At 54.9% G+C, this 18736-nt stretch carries 20 protein-coding genes and 1 pseudogene; 14 read left to right on the top strand and 7 right to left on the bottom strand.

The window, feature by feature from the left end; translation table 11 throughout:
• The first annotated feature begins 43 nt into the window (after positions 1-43).
• A complete protein-coding gene (locus FN633_RS06825) occupies positions 44-439 on the top strand; it encodes a lysozyme inhibitor LprI family protein (protein WP_154057198.1) in 396 nt (131 codons plus the stop codon).
• Between the two features lie 10 nt (positions 440-449).
• Here the strand turns inward: FN633_RS06825 and FN633_RS06820 are convergent.
• The 5 genes and pseudogenes from FN633_RS06820 to FN633_RS06800 all read right to left on the bottom strand — a co-directional run bounded on the left by FN633_RS06820 (position 450) and on the right by FN633_RS06800 (position 5892).
• Positions 450-1367, bottom strand: a pseudogene (locus FN633_RS06820) (DMT family transporter).
• Between the two features lie 168 nt (positions 1368-1535).
• A complete protein-coding gene (locus tag FN633_RS06815; protein WP_042392600.1) occupies positions 1536-1727 on the bottom strand; it encodes a con-10 family general stress protein in 192 nt (63 codons plus the stop codon).
• A gap of 320 nt (positions 1728-2047) precedes the next feature.
• Complete coding sequence (gene cadA, locus FN633_RS06810) at positions 2048-4189, bottom strand: lysine decarboxylase (RefSeq protein ID WP_154057197.1); 2142 nt, start codon at positions 4187-4189, stop codon at positions 2048-2050.
• A gap of 10 nt (positions 4190-4199) precedes the next feature.
• Positions 4200-5519: a putrescine-ornithine antiporter gene (gene potE / locus FN633_RS06805; RefSeq protein WP_154057196.1), complete on the bottom strand. Its 1320-nt coding sequence runs from the start codon at positions 5517-5519 to the stop codon at positions 4200-4202.
• A gap of 133 nt (positions 5520-5652) precedes the next feature.
• A complete protein-coding gene (locus FN633_RS06800) occupies positions 5653-5892 on the bottom strand; it encodes a helix-turn-helix domain-containing protein (protein ID WP_042392593.1) in 240 nt (79 codons plus the stop codon).
• Between the two features lie 119 nt (positions 5893-6011).
• Here FN633_RS06800 and FN633_RS06795 point away from each other — a divergent pair, with 119 nt between their 5' ends.
• The 4 genes from FN633_RS06795 (at position 6012) to FN633_RS06780 (ending at position 9544) form a co-directional block, all read left to right on the top strand.
• On the top strand, positions 6012-6605 hold the full coding sequence (locus tag FN633_RS06795) for a helix-turn-helix domain-containing protein (protein ID WP_154057195.1): 594 nt from the start codon (positions 6012-6014) through the stop codon (positions 6603-6605).
• A gap of 146 nt (positions 6606-6751) precedes the next feature.
• Positions 6752-8266, top strand: a complete 1515-nt coding sequence (lysS, locus tag FN633_RS06790) for a lysine--tRNA ligase (protein ID WP_154057194.1) — start codon at positions 6752-6754, stop codon at positions 8264-8266.
• Between the two features lie 434 nt (positions 8267-8700).
• Positions 8701-9297: an NAD(P)H:quinone oxidoreductase gene (gene wrbA / locus FN633_RS06785; protein WP_154057193.1), complete on the top strand. Its 597-nt coding sequence runs from the start codon at positions 8701-8703 to the stop codon at positions 9295-9297.
• A gap of 19 nt (positions 9298-9316) precedes the next feature.
• Entirely contained in the window at positions 9317-9544 is a 228-nt protein-coding gene (locus FN633_RS06780) for a YccJ family protein (RefSeq protein WP_042392585.1), read from the top strand.
• 42 nt (positions 9545-9586) lie between these two features.
• Here the strand turns inward: FN633_RS06780 and FN633_RS06775 are convergent, their stop codons facing one another.
• Positions 9587-10114, bottom strand: coding sequence for a hypothetical protein (locus FN633_RS06775; RefSeq protein ID WP_154057192.1), 528 nt, complete (start codon positions 10112-10114; stop codon positions 9587-9589).
• A gap of 155 nt (positions 10115-10269) precedes the next feature.
• Between FN633_RS06775 and FN633_RS06770 the strand changes: the two genes are divergently transcribed.
• The 8 genes from FN633_RS06770 to FN633_RS06735 all read left to right on the top strand — a co-directional run bounded on the left by FN633_RS06770 (position 10270) and on the right by FN633_RS06735 (position 16083).
• The gene (locus FN633_RS06770; RefSeq protein ID WP_042392580.1) at positions 10270-10509 is read left to right on the top strand and encodes a DinI family protein; all 240 of its coding nucleotides are present in this window, start codon (positions 10270-10272) and stop codon (positions 10507-10509) included.
• 137 nt (positions 10510-10646) lie between these two features.
• Entirely contained in the window at positions 10647-10976 is a 330-nt protein-coding gene (locus FN633_RS06765) for a lysozyme inhibitor LprI family protein (protein WP_154057191.1), read from the top strand.
• A gap of 186 nt (positions 10977-11162) precedes the next feature.
• Entirely contained in the window at positions 11163-11414 is a 252-nt protein-coding gene (locus FN633_RS06760; protein ID WP_243731483.1) for a late histone H1, read from the top strand.
• 63 nt (positions 11415-11477) lie between these two features.
• Entirely contained in the window at positions 11478-11738 is a 261-nt protein-coding gene (locus FN633_RS06755) for a PerC family transcriptional regulator (RefSeq protein ID WP_243731482.1), read from the top strand.
• Between the two features lie 166 nt (positions 11739-11904).
• Positions 11905-12846, top strand: a complete 942-nt coding sequence (locus FN633_RS06750) for a D-ribose ABC transporter substrate-binding protein (RefSeq protein ID WP_042392572.1) — start codon at positions 11905-11907, stop codon at positions 12844-12846.
• A gap of 12 nt (positions 12847-12858) precedes the next feature.
• Positions 12859-13467: a DUF2291 family protein gene (locus FN633_RS06745; RefSeq protein WP_154057189.1), complete on the top strand. Its 609-nt coding sequence runs from the start codon at positions 12859-12861 to the stop codon at positions 13465-13467.
• Entirely contained in the window at positions 13467-14993 is a 1527-nt protein-coding gene (locus FN633_RS06740; protein ID WP_208673974.1) for a sugar ABC transporter ATP-binding protein, read from the top strand. The genes FN633_RS06745 and FN633_RS06740 overlap by 1 nt, the downstream gene beginning before the upstream one ends.
• Position 14994: 1 nt before the next feature.
• On the top strand, positions 14995-16083 hold the full coding sequence (locus FN633_RS06735; protein WP_154057188.1) for an ABC transporter permease: 1089 nt from the start codon (positions 14995-14997) through the stop codon (positions 16081-16083).
• Between the two features lie 42 nt (positions 16084-16125).
• Here FN633_RS06735 and FN633_RS06730 read toward each other — a convergent pair whose 3' ends face one another.
• Positions 16126-17076 (bottom strand): sugar-binding transcriptional regulator, encoded by a 951-nt coding sequence (locus FN633_RS06730; RefSeq protein WP_154057187.1) that lies wholly within the window; start codon positions 17074-17076, stop codon positions 16126-16128.
• A gap of 220 nt (positions 17077-17296) precedes the next feature.
• Between FN633_RS06730 and FN633_RS06725 the strand changes: the two genes are divergently transcribed.
• Positions 17297-18715 carry an L-fucose/L-arabinose isomerase family protein gene (locus FN633_RS06725; protein ID WP_154057186.1) on the top strand — a complete coding sequence of 473 codons (1419 nt, stop codon included), beginning with the start codon at positions 17297-17299 and terminating at the stop codon, positions 18713-18715.
• The last annotated feature ends 21 nt before the right edge of the window (positions 18716-18736 follow it).

Genomic DNA, 18736 nt, shown 5'->3' with positions numbered 1-18736 from the left:
CCGGATAAGCACAGCGAATCCGGCTTTTTTATTCGGAGGCAAAATGAAACCTTTACTTATTGCAGGCATGGCTTTGCTGCTGAGCACCGGCGCGCTGGCGGACGAGTGTGACAATGCCAGCACCCAGTCCGATCTAAACAGCTGTACCGCGCAGCAGTATCAGGCAGCGGATAAAAAGCTCAACGAGACGTATCAGGCCGCCATGCAGCGTGCGGCAGCACCCCAGCGCGAGCTGTTGAAGAAGGCACAGCAGACGTGGATTAGCGTGCGCGATGCCGACTGCGCGCTGATCGCCTCCGGTACCGAAGGGGGAAGCGTGCAGCCGATGATCCATAACCAGTGTCTGCACGATAAAACCGCCGAGCGCGAAGCCTTTTTGGCCTCGCTGATGCAGTGCGAAGAGGGCGATCTCAGCTGCCCGCTGCCGCCTGCAAACTGACCGCGCAACGCTACTCTTCGTTTAATGACGCCGTCGCCGACGGCGCTTTTTTTCTGCTGAGCTTAAGCTCGCTGACCAGCACCCCAAGCACAATCAGCGCCCCGCCAAATAGCGCCAGCAGCGGCAGACGCTCCCCTGCCAGACGCCCAAAAATACCCGCCCACACCGGTTCGCCGGTATAGATCACCGTTGCCCGGGTCGGGGATACGCTGCGCTGCGCCCAGTTCATGGTGACCTGAATAATCGCGCTGAAAATACCCAGCCCGGCGGCCACCAGCAGCAGCGCGGGTGAGAATGACGGCACCGACTCACCCGCCGGGCCCGCGGCGGCGAAGGCCACCACCGAGGCGGTGGCGAGCTGAATGACGGTGACCCGCCGGATATCCACCTTGCCCGCCTAGGCGCTGATGAGAATAATTTCGGCGGCAATGGCTACCGCGCTGACCAGGGTGATCCACTCCCCCTCCCCCATCGCCAGCATGTTACCCTCCGGCCCTGCCAGCAGGACCAGCCCGGCAAAAGCCAGGGCAATACCCACGCAGGACATCAGGCCTGGCAGCCTGCCGAGGCAAAGCCACTGTAATAGCGGCACCAGCGGCACATACATCGCGGTAATAAAAGCGGACTTGCTGCTGGAGATGGTTTGCAACCCCCAGGTTTGCAGGCCATAGCCAAAGGCGATTGAGACGCCAATAGCCACACCGGCCTTGACCTCAAGCCAGGTTATTCCGCGCAGCACCTTAAGGGAGAGCAGCGCCACCGCGATAGCTGCCGTAGCAAAGCGCAGACCGACAAAAAAGAGCGGACCGCTCAGGGTCACCGCGTACTGCACGGCTAAAAACGTGCCGCCCCAGAACATGGTGATGAGGATCAGGAGTGCCTCTTGCGGCTTAACAGAGAATTTATAGCGAGAGAAAAACGGGGTCATTTTACCACCAGCCCAGGACGAAGCCCCGTAGTGTGCGATGGTAGAGGAGTCAGTTCAACGGCTTAGCAGAAAAAAGGCATAAAAAAACCGCCGGGCGAACCCGACGGCGGGACAAACGTAAGAGAGGTCATACAATTAACTTATCTTACGCTGCGATGGTACTGGCATCTAGCGGTTACCGCCGCCGCCTTGGCCGCCACCACCATGGCTACTTTTGCCCCCTTTTTTGCCAGCTTCGGATGCGCGCTCAGGGTCGTTTTTGAAGTTACCCCCGCTGTGCTGGCCACCTTTACGACCTGCTTCTGATGCTTTTTCACGATCTTCTGCGAAGTTACCAGAACCACCACGATGTTCTGCCATTTCTGACCTCCAGAATCAATACATTAGACATCATACTGCATTCAGTAAAAGAGAATTCTTTCACCTCACGGCGTATAAAGAGTAGATATTTCGTCGCCGCGTAGAAATAAGCTTAGTGCAACCCGCATTGACGACCAGCGGACAGTAATATTCTGCAACAGGATATCAGGCGAAAGTAGGATTTCCGTGCACCTCAATTCATAAGCCTTTCTTATCTCTTGCGAAATGAAGCTGACCGAAAGTGTGTCAATTTGCTACAGTCTGCAAGCTCGCTAGCGTCGGCGGGCTTCACGCCCGCCGTTCACTTGTTACACTCAAAGTTAGCGATTATTTTTCAATACCTTAATGGTGTATCTGCCATATGCTTTGCGATACGCGCCGTGGATATCTGTCTCAAATCCAGGATAATGCGAGCCGATCTCGCAGAGCATCTGAATAAACTCCAGCACCGGACGGTTATCTTCCGTTAGCATTTCGCCCGGCATAACCAGCGGCACGCCCGGTGGATACGGCAGGATCATATTGGCATTGACGCGGCCAATCATCTCATCGATATAGACCTCCTCAATGTCACCGTTAATCTCTTTCTGCCACGCGGACCATGGGTTCATCACCATTTTTGGTAAGGTCTCAAAGGCGCGGTACATCAGCTCAGGCAGATTATGCTTACTGATCACCTCGTGCATTCCCTGGGCCAGTTCCTGAATACGCATCTCCTTATAGAAGTCAGGATCGAGGGCATAGAGCGCTGGCATCATCTCTTTAATACGCTGATTACTGTCGTACTCGCGCTTGAAGTCTGTCAGAGCGCGCAACAGGCTCAACGCCTTGGTTTCATCAATACCGATGCTGAACAGGAACAGCAGATTGTAGGGGCCGGTCTTCTCAACTACGATGCCGTGATAGTCGAGGTACTTCGAGACGATCCATGCTGGAATACCGCGCTCCGTCATTTCGCCCTGCTTATCCATCCCCGGCGTTAACAACGTCACTTTCACCGGATCCAGATGCATATGGTTGTCATCGATGTTCCTGAATCCGTGCCAGCCATCCTCCCCTTTCAACGGCCAGCACTCGGTGGTGCTGATATCCTCAGGCTGCCAGACATCAAAGAACCAACCGTCGCTCTCGGCACGAAGCTTTTTGATCTCCTGGCGGAAGGTGAGAGCGCGATCGATAGCATCCTGCACCAGCCGTTTACCCGCGCTCCCTTCCATCATCGCCGCCGCGGTCTCAATGGAGGCGACGATACCGTAGTGAGGCGACGTGGAGGTGTGCATCATAAAGGATTCGTTAAACGTCTCTTCGTTAAAGTCACCTTTAATATGGATCATGGACGCCTGTGAAAATGCCGCCAGCAGCTTATGGGTCGACTGCGTTTCATAGATCACCTTGCCCTCAGTGCGCTCGCCGCTCATGCCGCACAGCCCTTTGTAGATAGGGTTGAAATTGGTATAGGGCACCCAGGCGGAATCAAAGTGGATCGATTTCACCTCAAGGTTTTGCTTAATATAGTCGGTGTCATACAGCAGGCCGTCGTAGGTGGAGTTGGTGATCACCGCATGGACCGGCCAGCTTGCCCCTGGCGTAGCGTCAACCTTCTGCTGGATCGCCCCTCGTGAAAACTCGCTCTGCGGAATGCCCCCTAAAATGCCGAAGGCGTTACGGGTAGGCCGCAGGTAGATCGGCGTGACGTCGCTCATCATCAGCAGATGCGTCAGAGACTTATGGCAGTTACGATCAATCAGCGCCGTACTTTTCACCGGCGCGGAGTACATGCCGACGATTTTATTAGCCGTAGAGGTGCCGTTGGTCACCATATAGCTACGTTCGGCGTTAAAGGTGCGAGCGATATACTCCTCTGCTTCTTTATGCGGACCGGAGTGATCCAGCAGCGAACCTAGCTCCGTCACCGATACCGAGATATCCGACTTCATGGTGTTGGCACCAAAGAAGTCGTAAAACAGGCTACCCACCGGGCTCTTCTGGAACGCGGTTCCCGACATATGGCCGGGCGTACAAAAGGTGTATTTCCCGGCGTTCACATAGTTAAACAGCGCCTTCGTCAGCGGCGGCAGAATTTTATCGTAGTAGGCTTCCGTCACCTGCTGAATTTTATTGGCAATATCGCAGGCCACGTCGAGGGCATACTCAAAAAAGTGAATGTTGGCCTCTAAGTCACGCAGCGTCAGATCGAGCGCGCAGTTTTTATTGGCAAACATATACATCGGGAGCCGATCGTTGAGTGCGCTAATCTGCTGGGTCAGACTGAGGTTGTAGCTATCCCAGTCAATTACCACGCCACAGATTTTGGCGTTATTGTTAATGAGCCCCAGCAGATCGTCGGCATCCTCGGGATAGAGAATACGGAAATCCATGGCACCTAAGCGCTGGCCCAGCTCCTGCAGTGCGGTCTCTTTAAAAATAACGCCAGGATGATTCATTATTGCTATGGTTTTCATCTTAATATCCTTATTTATTAATCACTGTGTGTTTATCTTGCTTATCAATAAAAATTCCCCAGAATGACCAGCCCGCAAACGTGGTGAGCGCGCCGAGCATCATCGCCTCTTCGCCAGATGCGTAGAGGGCATAGAAGCTGTAGACGGTGCCAATCAGGGCGGTACAGGCATTGATTCGGAACTGGGATTTGGTGACCCCGGCCAGGCGCTGCATGGGAATAAGCGCCGCCATTGAGAGCACGTAGGGAATAAGGTTGGTAATGACCGCCAGATTAACCAGGCTGTTAAACTGTTTATTCAGGGAGGGGCTAATAGTCATTAGCGCCAGCAGGGTCTGGATGATGCCAAGAACAATCATGCCAACCACGGGCGCGTCGGCTTTTGTCACGCGGGAGAAAATACGCGGGAAATAGCCGATATCCGCCGATGATTTAAAGACGCGGCCCACGGTAAACTGCCACCCCAACAGGGAACCAATACAGGCCAAGGTCATCAGCAACATCACCACTTTACCCACGAAAGGAGTAAACATGCTGGCGTAAGCGAGGCCAAACGGTGCGGTGGAGTTCAGCAGGTCAGCATTAGGAACAATACCGGAGATGACGTTCGTCGACAGGATATAAATGACGGCGCAGGCCAGGGTCCCGCCGAATACGGCAATAGGAACATTTTTTTGCGGGTTCTCAACCGCGTCCATGTTGGCGCAGGCAGATTCCAGACCGAGAAATGCCCATAGCGTCATGGAAATAGAGGTAGAGACCGCAGAGAAGAAGCTGCTGTGGTTTGGGTTCCAGGCGCTGATATAGAGCGAGGGTTTAAACCAGAACCAGCCGAAGATGCTCAAGCCGACCACTGGGATAATCACGCCCCAAACGGTCACGGAGCCAATACGTCCGGTGATTTTTGCCCCGCCAAAGTTACAGATGGTGGTCACCCATATCACGCCGATGGTAGCCACACACGCCCCTACCGGTGAGAGCACGACGCCTAAGAAATCGCTGCCGTAACCCACTGCGGAGATAGCAATTGCGATATTGGCAATTAACAGGCTAATGGCATAGGTATAGTTGGAAATAAAATTCCCGGACTGACCAAATGCATATTCTGCGTAACCACCCATGCCGCCGCTTTTCTGACTAAATAGGCCACACTTAGAGAAAGCGTAGGCCAGTGCCAGCGATCCTAATGCCGTAACCAACCACGACAGAATAGATATTGTTCCTACCTCGGCTAATTTCGTCGGCAGCATAATAATTCCCGAGCCCATCATATTAACCGCGGTTAATACGGTGAGCTGGAGCACACCCATTTTATTTCCAGGCTGACTCATAATGCCCTCTTACAGATATAAAAATAGATTGCCAGTAATCGTTAATTACTGTCCTGTTGATAATGCGTCTGTATTACTGCACGGTATGATTAACGGCACGGCGGAGTTGACTTTCCGCCAGCGAGTGCCTCTGTCAGTGCGTATCCTTCTGCTTGGCGTAACGGCTAGGCCAGATCTGCGCAGGATCGACGCCAATGGCGTCGGCAATAATGCGTTCTGCTTTTGGATAGGCGCGTGAGAGCACGTTTTTTAAGGTGTCCGGTTTGAGACCGGCCTGAATCGACAGTTCACGTATCGAGTAGCCGCGCTTGTGAAGCGCGGCGACAATGTCGATACGACACCAGTCCGTCTGCGTGGCTTCAACTTTACTCATAATTCATCTAACCTCTTCTTCAACCCTATGGGATAATCCCGAACGTTAATCACCTGGTGATAACGTGGTAGTATCATTGATCTCTTTTGAGATGAAGAAAAGCGTTATCTGAAGAATTTGTGATTCTAAACTCGTTTTGTGATCTCTATGAAGATCAGACTACCTACACCGTCGCGGATGGACTAAAAATGGAAGGCGAAGAGACAATTTCATACCGTACAGCCGGGCAGGAGACGCTGGCGGACAGGCTAAGACTACTGATTGGTCACCGCAGCACCCGGGCGGCGGCCGAAGAGTGGCAGCTTCCCTACTCCACGCTGAATAACTACATCAGCCGAGGAACCGATCCTTCATTTAACGTGGCAATAAAAATTGCTGAACGGGAGAACGTCTCCCTGGAGTGGCTGGCCTACGGCGGCGCTGACCGTAACTCGCGGAAATTACAAGAGACCGAGGCGAAATGGCATACCACGCCTAAGCCGATGGACGATCCGCTGCAGTTTGCCTGGTCGATGGTCTACTCGTCGCTGGATGACAGCGAGCGTGAGGCGCTGCTGCGCGTTATTCATAAAGAGGGTGTGCAGGGGATTATGAGCCATGCCGAAATATTTGGTCCGCTGGCCCGACATATCGCTTCGCTCTCCAGCAGCGAAAAAGCCCGGTTTACGCAGGAAGCGATGGCGATTATCGATAAGATCAAGCGCGACGTCTGAATAGGGGATTGTTAGCGGTTCATGTAACCCCAATTAAGATCATTATGATCTCATTTTAGAGAAAAACATTTGCTTTTGCTGGCTGCCTGGTCGTAGATTGTTGTGAAAACGACTGTTGTGAAAACAGCGATACACAAGGAGCGGCTATGAGCGAAGAGAGATCAGTGTTTGAGCAAGCGTTAACGGGTGAGCGGGAAGTGCGTCGTGAGAAGCTGGCGCAGCTACGCGAAGAGGGGATCGCTTTCCCAAACGATTTTCGCCGGAACAGGACCGCAGACGCGCTGTATGCGCGCTATGCAGGGTGGGATACCGCGACGCTACAGGCCGAAAATGTTCAGGTCGCCATTGCCGGGCGAGTAATGTCACGTCGCATTATGGGTAAAGCGGCCTTCCTGGTGTTGCAGGACTGCGGCGGTAAGATTCAGATCTATGCCGCCCAAACCTCTCTGGGGGAGGAGCAGTACCAGCAGCACATCCGACGTTGCGATCTGGGCGATATCATTGGCGTCAAAGGTACGCTGTTTAAAACGCAAACCGGCGAGCTGACCCTGCACGCCACGCAGATCGTCCCCCTTACTAAAGCGCTACGGCCGCTCCCCGATAAGTTTCATGGTCTGGCGGATCGTGAGATGCGCTATCGCCAGCGCTATGTAGACCTGATCGTCAACGATAGCACGCGCCGCACCTTTGTTACGCGTTCAAACATTCTCAGCGCCATTCGCGCTTTCATGCAGGCCCGTGGCTTCCTGGAAGTAGAGACGCCAATGATGCAGGCCATTCCCGGCGGCGCATCGGCAAGACCGTTTATGACCCACCATAACGCCCTTGACCAGCAGATGTACCTGCGAATTTCACCAGAGCTCTATCTTAAAAGGCTGGTGGTCGGCGGCTTCGAGAAAGTATTCGAAATCAACCGTAATTTTCGCAACGAGGGTATCTCCGTCCGTCATAATCCTGAATTCACTATGATGGAGATGTACGAAGCCTATGCCGACTACAACGACCTGATTACCTTTACCGAATCGCTCTTCCGGCACGTTGCCCAGACGGTGCTCGGCACGACGACCGTTCAGTACGGCGACTGGACGTTTGATTTTGGCCGGCCCTTTGATCGCCTGACCATGACCGAGGCGATCCTGCGCTACGGGGAGGATATTGTCTCTACGGATTTGGCGACACCGGACGCGGCGCTGCGTCTCGCCGAGCGCCTGGAAATTAAGATAGAGGCGGGATGGGGACATGGGCGTGTCATTACCGAACTCTTCGATGCGGTCGCCGAAAAGCACCTTATCCAACCCACGTTTATTACCGAGTACCCGGCAGAGGTCTCCCCACTGGCGCGCAGAAACGACGTCAATCCGGAGATCACCGATCGCTTTGAATTTTTCATTGGCGGCAGAGAGATTGGTAACGGCTTCTCCGAGCTTAACGATGCGGAAGATCAGGCCGAGCGCTTTCGAGAGCAGGCGATGGCGAAAGAGGCCGGGGATGACGAAGCGATGTTTTATGATGAGGACTACGTAACGGCGCTTGAGTACGGGCTCCCTCCCACTGCCGGGTTAGGTATTGGTATCGATCGCATGGTGATGCTGTTTACCAATGCCCCCTCTATTCGCGATGTGATCCTTTTCCCGGCGCTGCGTCCGGTTAAACAGCCATGAGTCATTAAAAATTGATCTAACAGGAGGAGTGAATTGTGCAGCATTATTATCCACTACAACGTCAATACCGGCTGCCTGTGTACGCTTAATGAAAAAGGAGAATTTACGCTTGCCAGCACGTTAGCGGGTTGCAAAGTATTATCTGGCGATCTCCTTAACAGTAATATGGAGTGTTACGGCCAGACGACGGTGTATAATTTATCAGCAAACCTTTCACTGGATATCGATATTAAATATCGCACCCGCTCAGAAGTGCACGCGGTAAATTTGTTACAGAAAATGACATAATAAATTCCCCGTTTTTTCTGCCTTCCGGGATTAGTTTGCCGCTGTGGCATGCCAATCCCGCTGTAAAATAAGCACGATCCGATTTGCACTCTCAGCCTGACGGCATATCTTTAATTATACCCTGATGGCAACCGAGGAGCGAAAAGATGGCAAAGGTTCTGGTTCTTTATTATTCCATGTACGGGCATATTGAAACCCTGGCACACGCCGTGGCTGAAGGTGCAGGAAAGGTGGAAGACGTTGAGGTGGTGGTTAAGCGCGTACCAGAAACCATGCCGCAGGAGCTGTTCGAGAAATCAGGCGGTAAAGCACAGACGGCCCCGGTCGCCACTCCACAGGAGCTGGCTGAGTACGACGCCATTATCGTGGGTACGCCGACGCGGTTCGGCAACATGTCCGGTCAGATGCGCACCTTCTTTGACCAGACTGGCGGCCTATGGGCGTCCGGTGCTCTCTATGGCAAAGTTGCCAGCGTATTCAGCTCCACCGGTACAGGTGGCGGTCAGGAGCACACAATTACCTCGACATGGACTACGCTTGCACATCATGGGATGGTGATTGTGCCGATTGGCTATGGCACAAAAGAGCTGTTCGATATCTCTGAAGTTCGCGGCGGTACGCCATACGGCGCGACGACCATTGCGGGTGGCGACGGTTCACGTCAGCCCAGTGAAGAAGAGCTGGCTATTGCCCGCTATCAGGGCGAGTACGTAGCTGGCCTGGCCGTTAAGTTAAAAGGTTAACCCTAACAGGAGAAGTAAGATGCCAAATCAGGAAGCAAAAGCTCATCACGTCGGCGAATGGGCAAGTATCCGCAATACTTCGCCGGAAATTGCCGAAGCCATTTTTGAAGTTGCCAACTACGACGAGAAGCTGGCAGAACAGATCTGGGAAGAGGGAAATGACGAAGTGCTGATCCGTGCCTTCAAGAAAACCGATGCAGATTCACTGTTCTGGGGTGAACAAACCATCGAGCGTAAAAACGTTTAAGTCCCTCGCCTCCCCTGCCTACGCAGGGGAGCATTTATCTTTCTACCAGCCTAATGCCGTTCTGATTTCTTGCCGATAGCGCGTATCAATCTGTTCCGGTACCTGTTGAATATAGTTTTTCGCATGTTCCCCCTCTTCTCCCGTCAGGCCACGCAGATAAGCGATAGCCGCTTCCGGCGTCGGAACTTTACCCTCAATGTTATCAATGCGTGCCGGCAGCGCCGTCCAGATAATCGCATCAATGCCGCGCGCACGCGCCCAGTCGGCGAGAAGTCCTGTGGTCTGAGAGGAGAGCGTCAACGACCCCACGCCGTCTACGCGTTCCTCTGGGATCCCCTCCCGCTCGCGCAACGCCTGGCACGCTTCGCTAAGAGAGTGGGTCGCCAACGCTGCCCAGAGCACCGGAACAGGCGTTGCGTTAATGCAGATGGCGGTAGCCAGTTCGCCGCCGTCGCTGACGCGCGAAAACTCAATGGGCAGCTCAGGGCCATCAGCATGCCACTCACCCGCCACCGGCAGCGCGCCGGACTTCCAGACCAGCGATCCCCAGCCCAGACAAACAATTTTCATCGATATTGCTCCTGTATATGCTTACACCCCACACTAAAGCTTTAACTATGAACATGATAAAGCGCAACCCGGAAGCGATGTATTTTGCTTTACCTTGGCTGGCAAGCCTTCTATAGTAACGCCTGTATATATAACCAGGCTTCGAGGGTAGATGTGTGTTTGTTGAATTAGTGTATGACAAGCGAAACGTGGCCGGACTGCCGGGCGCGCGTGAAATTATCCTGGACGAACTAACGCGTCGGGTTCACCGCATCTTCCCGGACGCCGAGGTACGCGTCAAACCCATGCAGGCCAACGGGCTAAACAGCGACGCCAGTAAAAGCGACAGAGAGAAACTGAACCGCATGCTGGAAGAGATGTTTGACGAAGCCGACATGTGGCTGGTAGCAGAATAAAAACCGCTTCGGCGGTTTTTTTATATATGTCATACTTAAGTGTATAGTCCCCTTTAAATATTCACCATCACAATAATATTAACTTAACTTATTAATCAGCTACCATCCATCATTCTGAACACCGGGAAGAAACAGAGATGAAAAAGAGAGTCATGATCTTCGCCCTTTTTATTTCCTTTACCAGCAGCGCCGCCAGCTTCGACTGCACAAAAGCAAAATCGGCAGATGAAAAGGCGGTTTGTGCTAACCTGGCGCTCAACGACAAAGATGTTGAGATGACAACGACATACCGTCTACTACGCGGCCTGTTTGCCATGGGTGTACAGGGTGATATGCAGGATGCCCAGCGCGCGTGGCTTAATAATCGGCGGCAGTGTGGCGGCGATATTACCTGTTTAACTAATGCCTATAATAGCCGTCTACAACAGCTCAGCACAATGTATCGCGCTATTAACAAGCCTCTTTAGCTACCCTTTCATTTAATAACCCCCAAAAAAGTAACATTATTAAAAAGTACTGGCACATTGTTACTCGCTGAAATTAATTAGCCCGACTATCGGATGCAATATCCCTGTATTATCGCTGCCGCAAGGAAATGCAGCACAGCCTGACTGTGCTTTATCGAAATAAGTCTTTTAACAAAAGGTATTATGATGAAAAAGTTAGCAATGATGCTGGGTGTCTGTACATTACTGGTCTGCGGCGCGGCCAGCGCAGCGAATGGTCAGGTTGCGGCAAATGCCAAATCCGCCTGCCAGGATAACCCAACGCAGTGCTCTCAGGCAAAATCAACCGCTAAAGCTACTGCGCAAAAGCAGGCCCAGGCGGCGAAAGATGCCTGTGCTAACAATCAGGATGCTTGCGATAACGCAAAAGCTAACGTCAAAAATGCGGCTAAACATTAAGCCCCTCTTCACGCGGCGGGTTTTACCTGCCGCGCTTTCTTACTGATTTAACGGCTATTAACCATGTCCGAAACAGAATCATCGACCATAACCGAAGCTATGCTGCTGAACGACAACATTGCCGAAGCGCTTGAGCGTGCAGGCCTCTGGCGTCGGGCAGCCACCCGCTGGCTACATATTTTCGATTGCGTGGAGACAGACCGCGCACGGGAGCGAATTGCCCTGCGCCGGGAAGCCTGCCTGCGAATGGCAAGCAGCACCGCAGGGAGTGAAGGCGGCCAAAAATGCCATAAGCGTCTCCGCATGCTGCTGGCGACAAAGTAGCAGCCTTTACTCCCCCCTGATCCCCCGCTCTTCATGCTATAGACCGTGATCCTTTTCTCCTTTTAAGAAATTACCTGCGCAAATCGTAGACAGTTTAACAACTCGGCCTTATCGTTAACATGAATAATAAATCATTATTGAATAAATATTCAATGTGGAGAAAACGATGAACGCTACCTTTGTTAAATCCGTACTGCTCGCTTCTATGATTGCCGCTTCCGGTTCGCTGTTTGCTGCTGATAACGGACTGATTGCTATCATTACCCCTTCCCACGATAACCCCTTCTTTAAAGCAGAGGCCGACGGTGCGGCGGCGAAAGCGAAAGAGCTGGGATATACCACCCTTGTCGCCTCGCATGACGATGACGTAAACAAACAAAACCAGTTGATTGAGACCGCCATCGCCCGGAAGGCGAAAGCGATTATTCTCGATAACGCCGGGGCGGATGCCACCGTCGGGCCGCTGGAGAAAGCCAAGGCCGCAGGCGTTCCGACCTTCCTGATCGATCGCGAAATTAACAAAACCGGCATCGCCGTGGCGCAGATCGTCTCTAACAACTATCAGGGCGCACAGCTGGGTGCCGAGAAGTTCGCCAAGCTGCTGGATGGTAAAGGCACCTACGTAGAGCTACTGGGACGCCAGTCGGATACCAACGCCAGCGTCCGCTCCCAGGGGTACCACGACATTCTGGACGACTATCCGGACATGAAGATGGTGGCGCAGCAGACCGCCAACTGGAGCCAGACCGAAGCCTTTAACCGTATGGAAGCTATTCTGCAAACCAACCCGAATATCGCTGGCGTGATCTCCGGCAACGACACCATGGCGCTAGGGGCCGAGGCCGCGCTGAAGGCCGCCGGTAAGACCAATGTTATCGTCGTTGGCTTTGACGGCAGCGACTACACCCGCGACTCCATTATTAACAAAGGCAATATCAAAGCCACCGTTCTGCAGCCGGGCTGGGAGCAGGCGCAGATGGCCGTTGTACAGGCAGACTACTTCCTGAAAAACGGCAAAGCGCAGAAAGACGAAAAACAGCTGATGGATTGCGTCCTGATCGATGAGTCAAACGCTAAAAAACTCAACATGTTTAAACTCAGCGAGTAAGGCGGAGGCGCTATGGGCGTAAAACAATGGGGTGTCGCGCTGATAGGGTGCACCACCCTGTTGCTGACGGCCTGCACGGTGGTGGATCTGGATGAAAACGGCAAGCCAATCATGCCTGTCGATCCAAATGCGAAACAGAATTTCGACAATCTGACCCCGCAGCAGATCGCGCAACAGACCTGGCAATCCCGTGTTATGGATGCCGCTAACCAACACGCGCTGGATGCCAGCGCGTTTTCCAGCCAGCTGAAAGCCGCTAGCGGCGCACCCAGGAGCGTTTTTGTTCGCCTGACCAGCCAGGTGACCGCCGTCGACGTCAGCAACGCGCGCGAGCAGAAGCTGACCTTCACGGTCGACAACCAGCCGCTGACGATCCAGCTTGGGCCGGTAATGCGCGGCAACGCTATTCGCGATGCCACCGGCTTTAAGTTTGAAGACTTTACTAACCAGGTTCAGTTCGCCCAGCTCTCTCGCGCCTATAACCGCGAGGCCGCGAAGCATCTGCCGAAAATTGACGCTGGCTGGAGCGGTAAACCCGCCACCGTGCTGTTTGCCGTGACGTTGGCCAACGGCAAAGCCCAGGATGCCGCCGCGCTGGATGTCAAACAGGAGGCCCCGTAATGAGCGTTACTCCGGTGGATGACATTATTCTGCGCACGCGCGGTATCTCGATGCTCTTTCCCGGCACCGTGGCGCTGGATAACGTTGACTATAACGTCTGGCGCGGCAAGGTTAACGTCATCATTGGCGAGAACGGGGCCGGTAAATCGACGCTGATGAAGATCCTGGCTGGCGTCCAGCAGCCCAGCCTTGGCGAGATCCTGCTTAACGGCGAGTCGGTACACTTCCCAAGCACCCGCGCGGCGGCGGCCCACGGGATCGGCATGGTGCATCAGGAGCTGAACCTGTTTGAAAACCTTAACGTGGCCGAAAATATTTTTCTTGGCCGCGAGTTGCAAAAAGGGGTCGCGCCTATCAATGAGCGCGAGCAGGAGCGCCGCGCCGCCGAGCTGCTGCAGCGCCTCGACCAGCCCATCTCCCCGCGTGAGCTGGTAGGTAATCTCAAGGTCGGCCAGCAGCAGCTGATAGAGATCGCCAAAGCGCTGGCGGAAGATGCCGATATTCTGATCCTCGACGAACCCACCTCGGCGCTGAGTAAAACCGAAGTGGAGATCCTGTTTCGCGTGATCCGTGAACTGACCCGCCAGGGGGTGACGATTATCTATATTTCGCACCGTCTGGAGGAGCTGATGGCTATCGGCGACGTCATTACTATCCTGCGCGATGGCAAGTTTCAGGCGGAAGCCAAGGTAAGAGATATCGACGTGCCGTGGATCGTCCGCGAGATGCTTGGTAGCGATCCGGTAAGTAACTTTCTCGAACCGGGCCGCACCTTTGGGTCGCCGCTGCTGGAGGCGGAGCACATTACCTGCGTTAACGCAGCGGGCAATACGGTGGTTAATGACGTCAGCTTTAAGGTGCATGCCGGAGAGATCGTCGGTATTTACGGCCTGATGGGGGCCGGACGCACCGAGCTGTTCGAGTGCCTGCTGGGCACCGAGCGCAACTACTTCGGCAAGCTGTGGCTCGACAGCAAGCCGGTGCCCCAGCGTCTGGCCACCGCCGACCGCATTCGGATGGGGATGAGCCTGGTGCCGGAAGACCGCAAGCGGACCGGGATCTTCCCTATCTCCTCGGTGGCGAGCAATCTGACCATCGCCAGCCTCTGGCGACGCCTGCAGCGCGGGCTCACGATTGCCAGCAAAGAGGAGAATGCTGTCGTGGCGGGCACCATCGGCGACCTGTCAATCAAGGTCTCCTCCCCGGAGGTGGAGATCCAAGCTCTGAGCGGCGGCAATCAGCAGAAGGTGGTAATTGGCCGATCGCTGCTGACCAATCCCAAAGTGCTGTTTCTTGATGAGCCGACGCGGGGCATTGACGTTGGTGCTAAGGCGGACGTGTTTCGCATGATGGTGCAGCTCTCGCAGCAGGGCATCGCGGTGGTCTTCTCCACCTCGGATTTAAAAGAAATTATGGCGGTTTCCGACCGTATTCTGGTGATGTCCGGCGGCAAACTCACCGCCGATATCGTTCGCGATCGGGCCGAAGAATCAGCGCTGGTCACAGCAAGTGCTCAGGGGTTTTAAGATGAAAACAGTCCAATCGGCTACGTTAACGCCGCGCGGTGGGGCGTCACTCTCCCGCGAGAACATCCTGCTTATTCTGTTGAAGCTACGCACCTTTATCGCCCTTTTTCTTATCGTCGGCTTCTTCACGGTGATGGTACCGGGGTTCCTGTCGGCAGGCAGCATGGTGATCATGATCAAGCATATCGCCATCAACGCGTTTCTGGCGCTGGGGATCACCTTCGTGATTATCACCGCCGGGATCGACCTCTCTATCGGCGCGACGCTGGGCCTGTGCGGGATGATTGCCGGGTGGATGATCACCAAAGGCATCGTGCTGCCGATGTTTGGTATCGCCATCTTCCCCAGCGTCTGGGTGATCGTCCCCATGGTGCTGCTGATCGGCGCGCTGATCGGCGCGGCCAACGGCTGGATCATCACCCGCTACAACGTTGCGCCCTTTATCTGCACCCTTGGCACCATGTACGTCCTGCGCGGGGCGGCAATGCTGACCTCCGATGGACAGACCTTCCCTGGGCTGTCCGGAAACCCGCTGCTGGGCAACACCGGCTTTGATGAGATCGGGGCCGGAACGCTATTTGGCATTCCGTGGGCGATCTGGATGATGATCGTGCTGGCGCTGATTATCGCCTACGTTGCCCGCCGCCTGCCCTTTGGCCGTCACGTCTATGCTATTGGCGATAACGAGCGCGCCGCCGAGCTCTCCGGCGTCAAGGTAAAGCAGGTTAAGATCCTGGTCTATATGCTCTCTGGCCTGTGCGCGGCGATTGCCGGGATCGTGGTCTCTGCGCAGCTGGTGGCCAGCCATCCAGCCAACGGCACCGCCTTTGAGATGAATGCTATCGCGGCGGTAGTGCTGGGTGGGACCTCACTGGCGGGCGGGCGCGGCACCATTCTTGGCACGCTGATCGGCGCGTTCGTGATCGGCTTCCTTGCCGATGGCCTGGTGATGATGGGCGTCAGTGAATTCTGGCAGATGGTGATTAAAGGCATCGTGATTATCGTGGCGGTCATCATCGACCAGATGCAGAACCGTATGCAGCAGAAAGCCGCCGTGGTGGCGCAGAAAGCGGTGATGGAGGGCAAGTAGCCCTGCGCCTCTTCCCGGGCGTGGCTGCCCGGGAGAGGCGGTTTACTTTTTCATCAGGCTGCGGGCGGTGGCGAAGTCGGTAATTAACACGTCGATGTAGTTTCCCTCCAGCGCCCCGCGGATGGCGTTGCTTTTTTCCAGGCCTCCCGCCAGAGCGATGACGTGCTGGCAGGCACGCATCTGCTCCAGCTCCATGCCGATAACCGGATCCTCCTCCTGGCTCAGCACCGGATTGCCGGCGGCGTCGTAGTAGTGCAGGCAGATATCCCCCACCGCCCCGCGCTCAGCCAGCAGGGTCAGCATCTCTTCGTTGTAGTAGTTGCCAGAGTTTTTAAGCAACTGGGACGGCTCCAGCTCGCCGATGCCGACGATGGCGACGTCCACCTCGGCAAATTTTGCCACCGCCGCCGCCACGTCTGGGCTGTTCACCAGCCGGGCGCGCTCCTCCACCGAGTGCTCGATGCTCTGGGAGGGCAGCAGCCACGCCGGGCAGCCCAGGTGCGCTGCCAGCTGCTGAGTAAGGATGGTCGCCTGCACGTTGCCGTTAGGGCCGACGCCGCCCAGCAGCTGGATCACCCCCGCCGCACGGATATTCTGCGGATGCATCTCATCCACCATGCAGCGAATGGTGCTGCTCCAGGAGGAGATGCCCACCAGATCCTCCGGCCGCAGACGCGTTTCAACATAGTGCGCCGCCGCGCTGCCGATGGCATGTTTGAGCTGCCCGTTGCTGGCGTTCTCGCCGATATCCACCACAATGGCCTGGCGAATGCCAAAGCGCTCTTCAATGGCCTTCTCCAGCTCGACGAAAATATTGGTCGGTTGGACGACGGTGATCTTAACCAGGCCCTCTTTCTGGCAGCGCGTCAGCGCGCGTGAGACAAAAGATTGTGACAGGTGCAGCAGCGAGGCTATTTCAGACTGCTTTTTGTTTTCGCTGTAATAGAGCGTGGCGATCTTCACCAGCAAGCGTTGTTCATCCTGCTTCGACATAGCGTTCCCCTTGATTTTATGTCCGTTATTTTTATGCATACCTGAATAGATAACAAGCACGCCTTGCTTTCGCCTGCTGAACCAACTGTGATCGTTTTCTCCTTTCTCAGAAAATAGGCTGTACGCGTGGTGACAAAGGGAAAAGTAGCGCATATCTTACACTAATGAATAATAAATCATAAATGAATATATATTCAAGTCGATGACTGGAGAGAGAGCAATGTCCCGTATTCCGCAGAATCTGACCATGGGCGTTATTATTGGTAACCGTGGATTTTTCCCCAGCTACCTGGTGGCTGAAGCACGCGAGCAGGCCACCGCGCTCTTTGCCCGCCTGGGCATCAACACCATTATGCTCGATGACACGCAGACCGAGCTGGGCGGGGTTGAAACCCGCCAGGATGCGAAGATCTGCGCCGAGCTGTTTCGCGCCCACCGGGATGAGATCCATGGTGTGGTGGTGCTGCTGCCTAACTTTGGTGATGAGAAAGCGATAGCCGAGACCCTGCGACTGTCGGGCCTCAACGTGCCGGTGCTGATCCAGGCCGAAGAGGATAACCTCGATAAAATGGGGCTCGCCACCCGCCGGGACAGCTTCTGCGGCAAGATCTCCCTGTGCAACAACATGCGCCAGTACGGCATTCCCTTTACGTTAACCACTCAGCACGTCTGCGCCCTCAGCGGCGAAGTATTTGAAAAAGATCTCCGTCGCTTCGAGCAGATCTGTCGCGTGGTAAGCAGCATGCGCGGCGTGCGCGTTGGAGCCATCGGCGCACGTCCGGCGGGGTTCAACACCGTGCGCTACAGCGAGAAGCTGCTTGAGCGGCTGGGCATCGCCGTGGAGACGCTGGATCTCTCCGAGGTCTTTACCCGCGTTAAGCAGCTGCGCGATGACGATATCCGCGTCGATGAGAAGCGCCGCCTGCTGCTCGACAACGCCGACGCCAGCGGCATTCCGGCAGATAAAATTGTCACTATGGCGAAGCTGTTCGTAGTGATCAGCGAGTGGGTGATTGCTAATGATATCGATACTACCGCCATCCAGTGCTGGACCTCGTTACAGGAGAACCTGGGCATCAACGTCTGCTCGATCATGAGCATCATGTCCGGACAGCTGATGCCCAGCGCCTGCGAGGTGGATGTCATGGGGGCACTGTCGATGTACGCCCTCGCCAGCAGCAACATGAGCCCCGCTTCTATTGCCGACTGGAACAACAATTTTGGCGACGATCGCGACAAATGCGTCCTGTTCCACTGCGGCAACTTCGCCGCATCCAGCCTTGAGGATCCGCATATGGGCACTGCGGACATCATCGGCACCACGGTTGGGAAGGAGAATACCTGCGGAGCGGTGCATGGTCGGCTGAAGAGTGGCAATCTGACCTACTTCCGCCTGAGCACGGACGATCTCACCGGCGAGATCAAAGCCTACGTTGGCGAGGGTCAGTCAGTGGACGATCCGCTGGATACCGTCGGCTGCCGGGCGGTAATTCAGGTTCCGCACCTGGAGAATCTGCTGGCGTGGATCTGCCGTAACGGTTTCGAGCATCACGTCGCCATGAACCACTCCGCCAGCGCCGAGATTTTGCAGGAGGCGTTCACCCGCTACCTTGGGGTCAGCACCTATCTGCATCGGTAGAGTTACTGCTTATGCCGGGCG

Source organism: Pseudescherichia vulneris (assembly GCF_902164725.1).
Taxonomy (GTDB): Bacteria; Pseudomonadota; Gammaproteobacteria; order Enterobacterales; family Enterobacteriaceae; genus Pseudescherichia; species Pseudescherichia vulneris.
The sequence above is the reverse complement of the archived record's forward strand: the minus strand, read 5'-3'. Positions and strand labels throughout refer to the sequence as shown.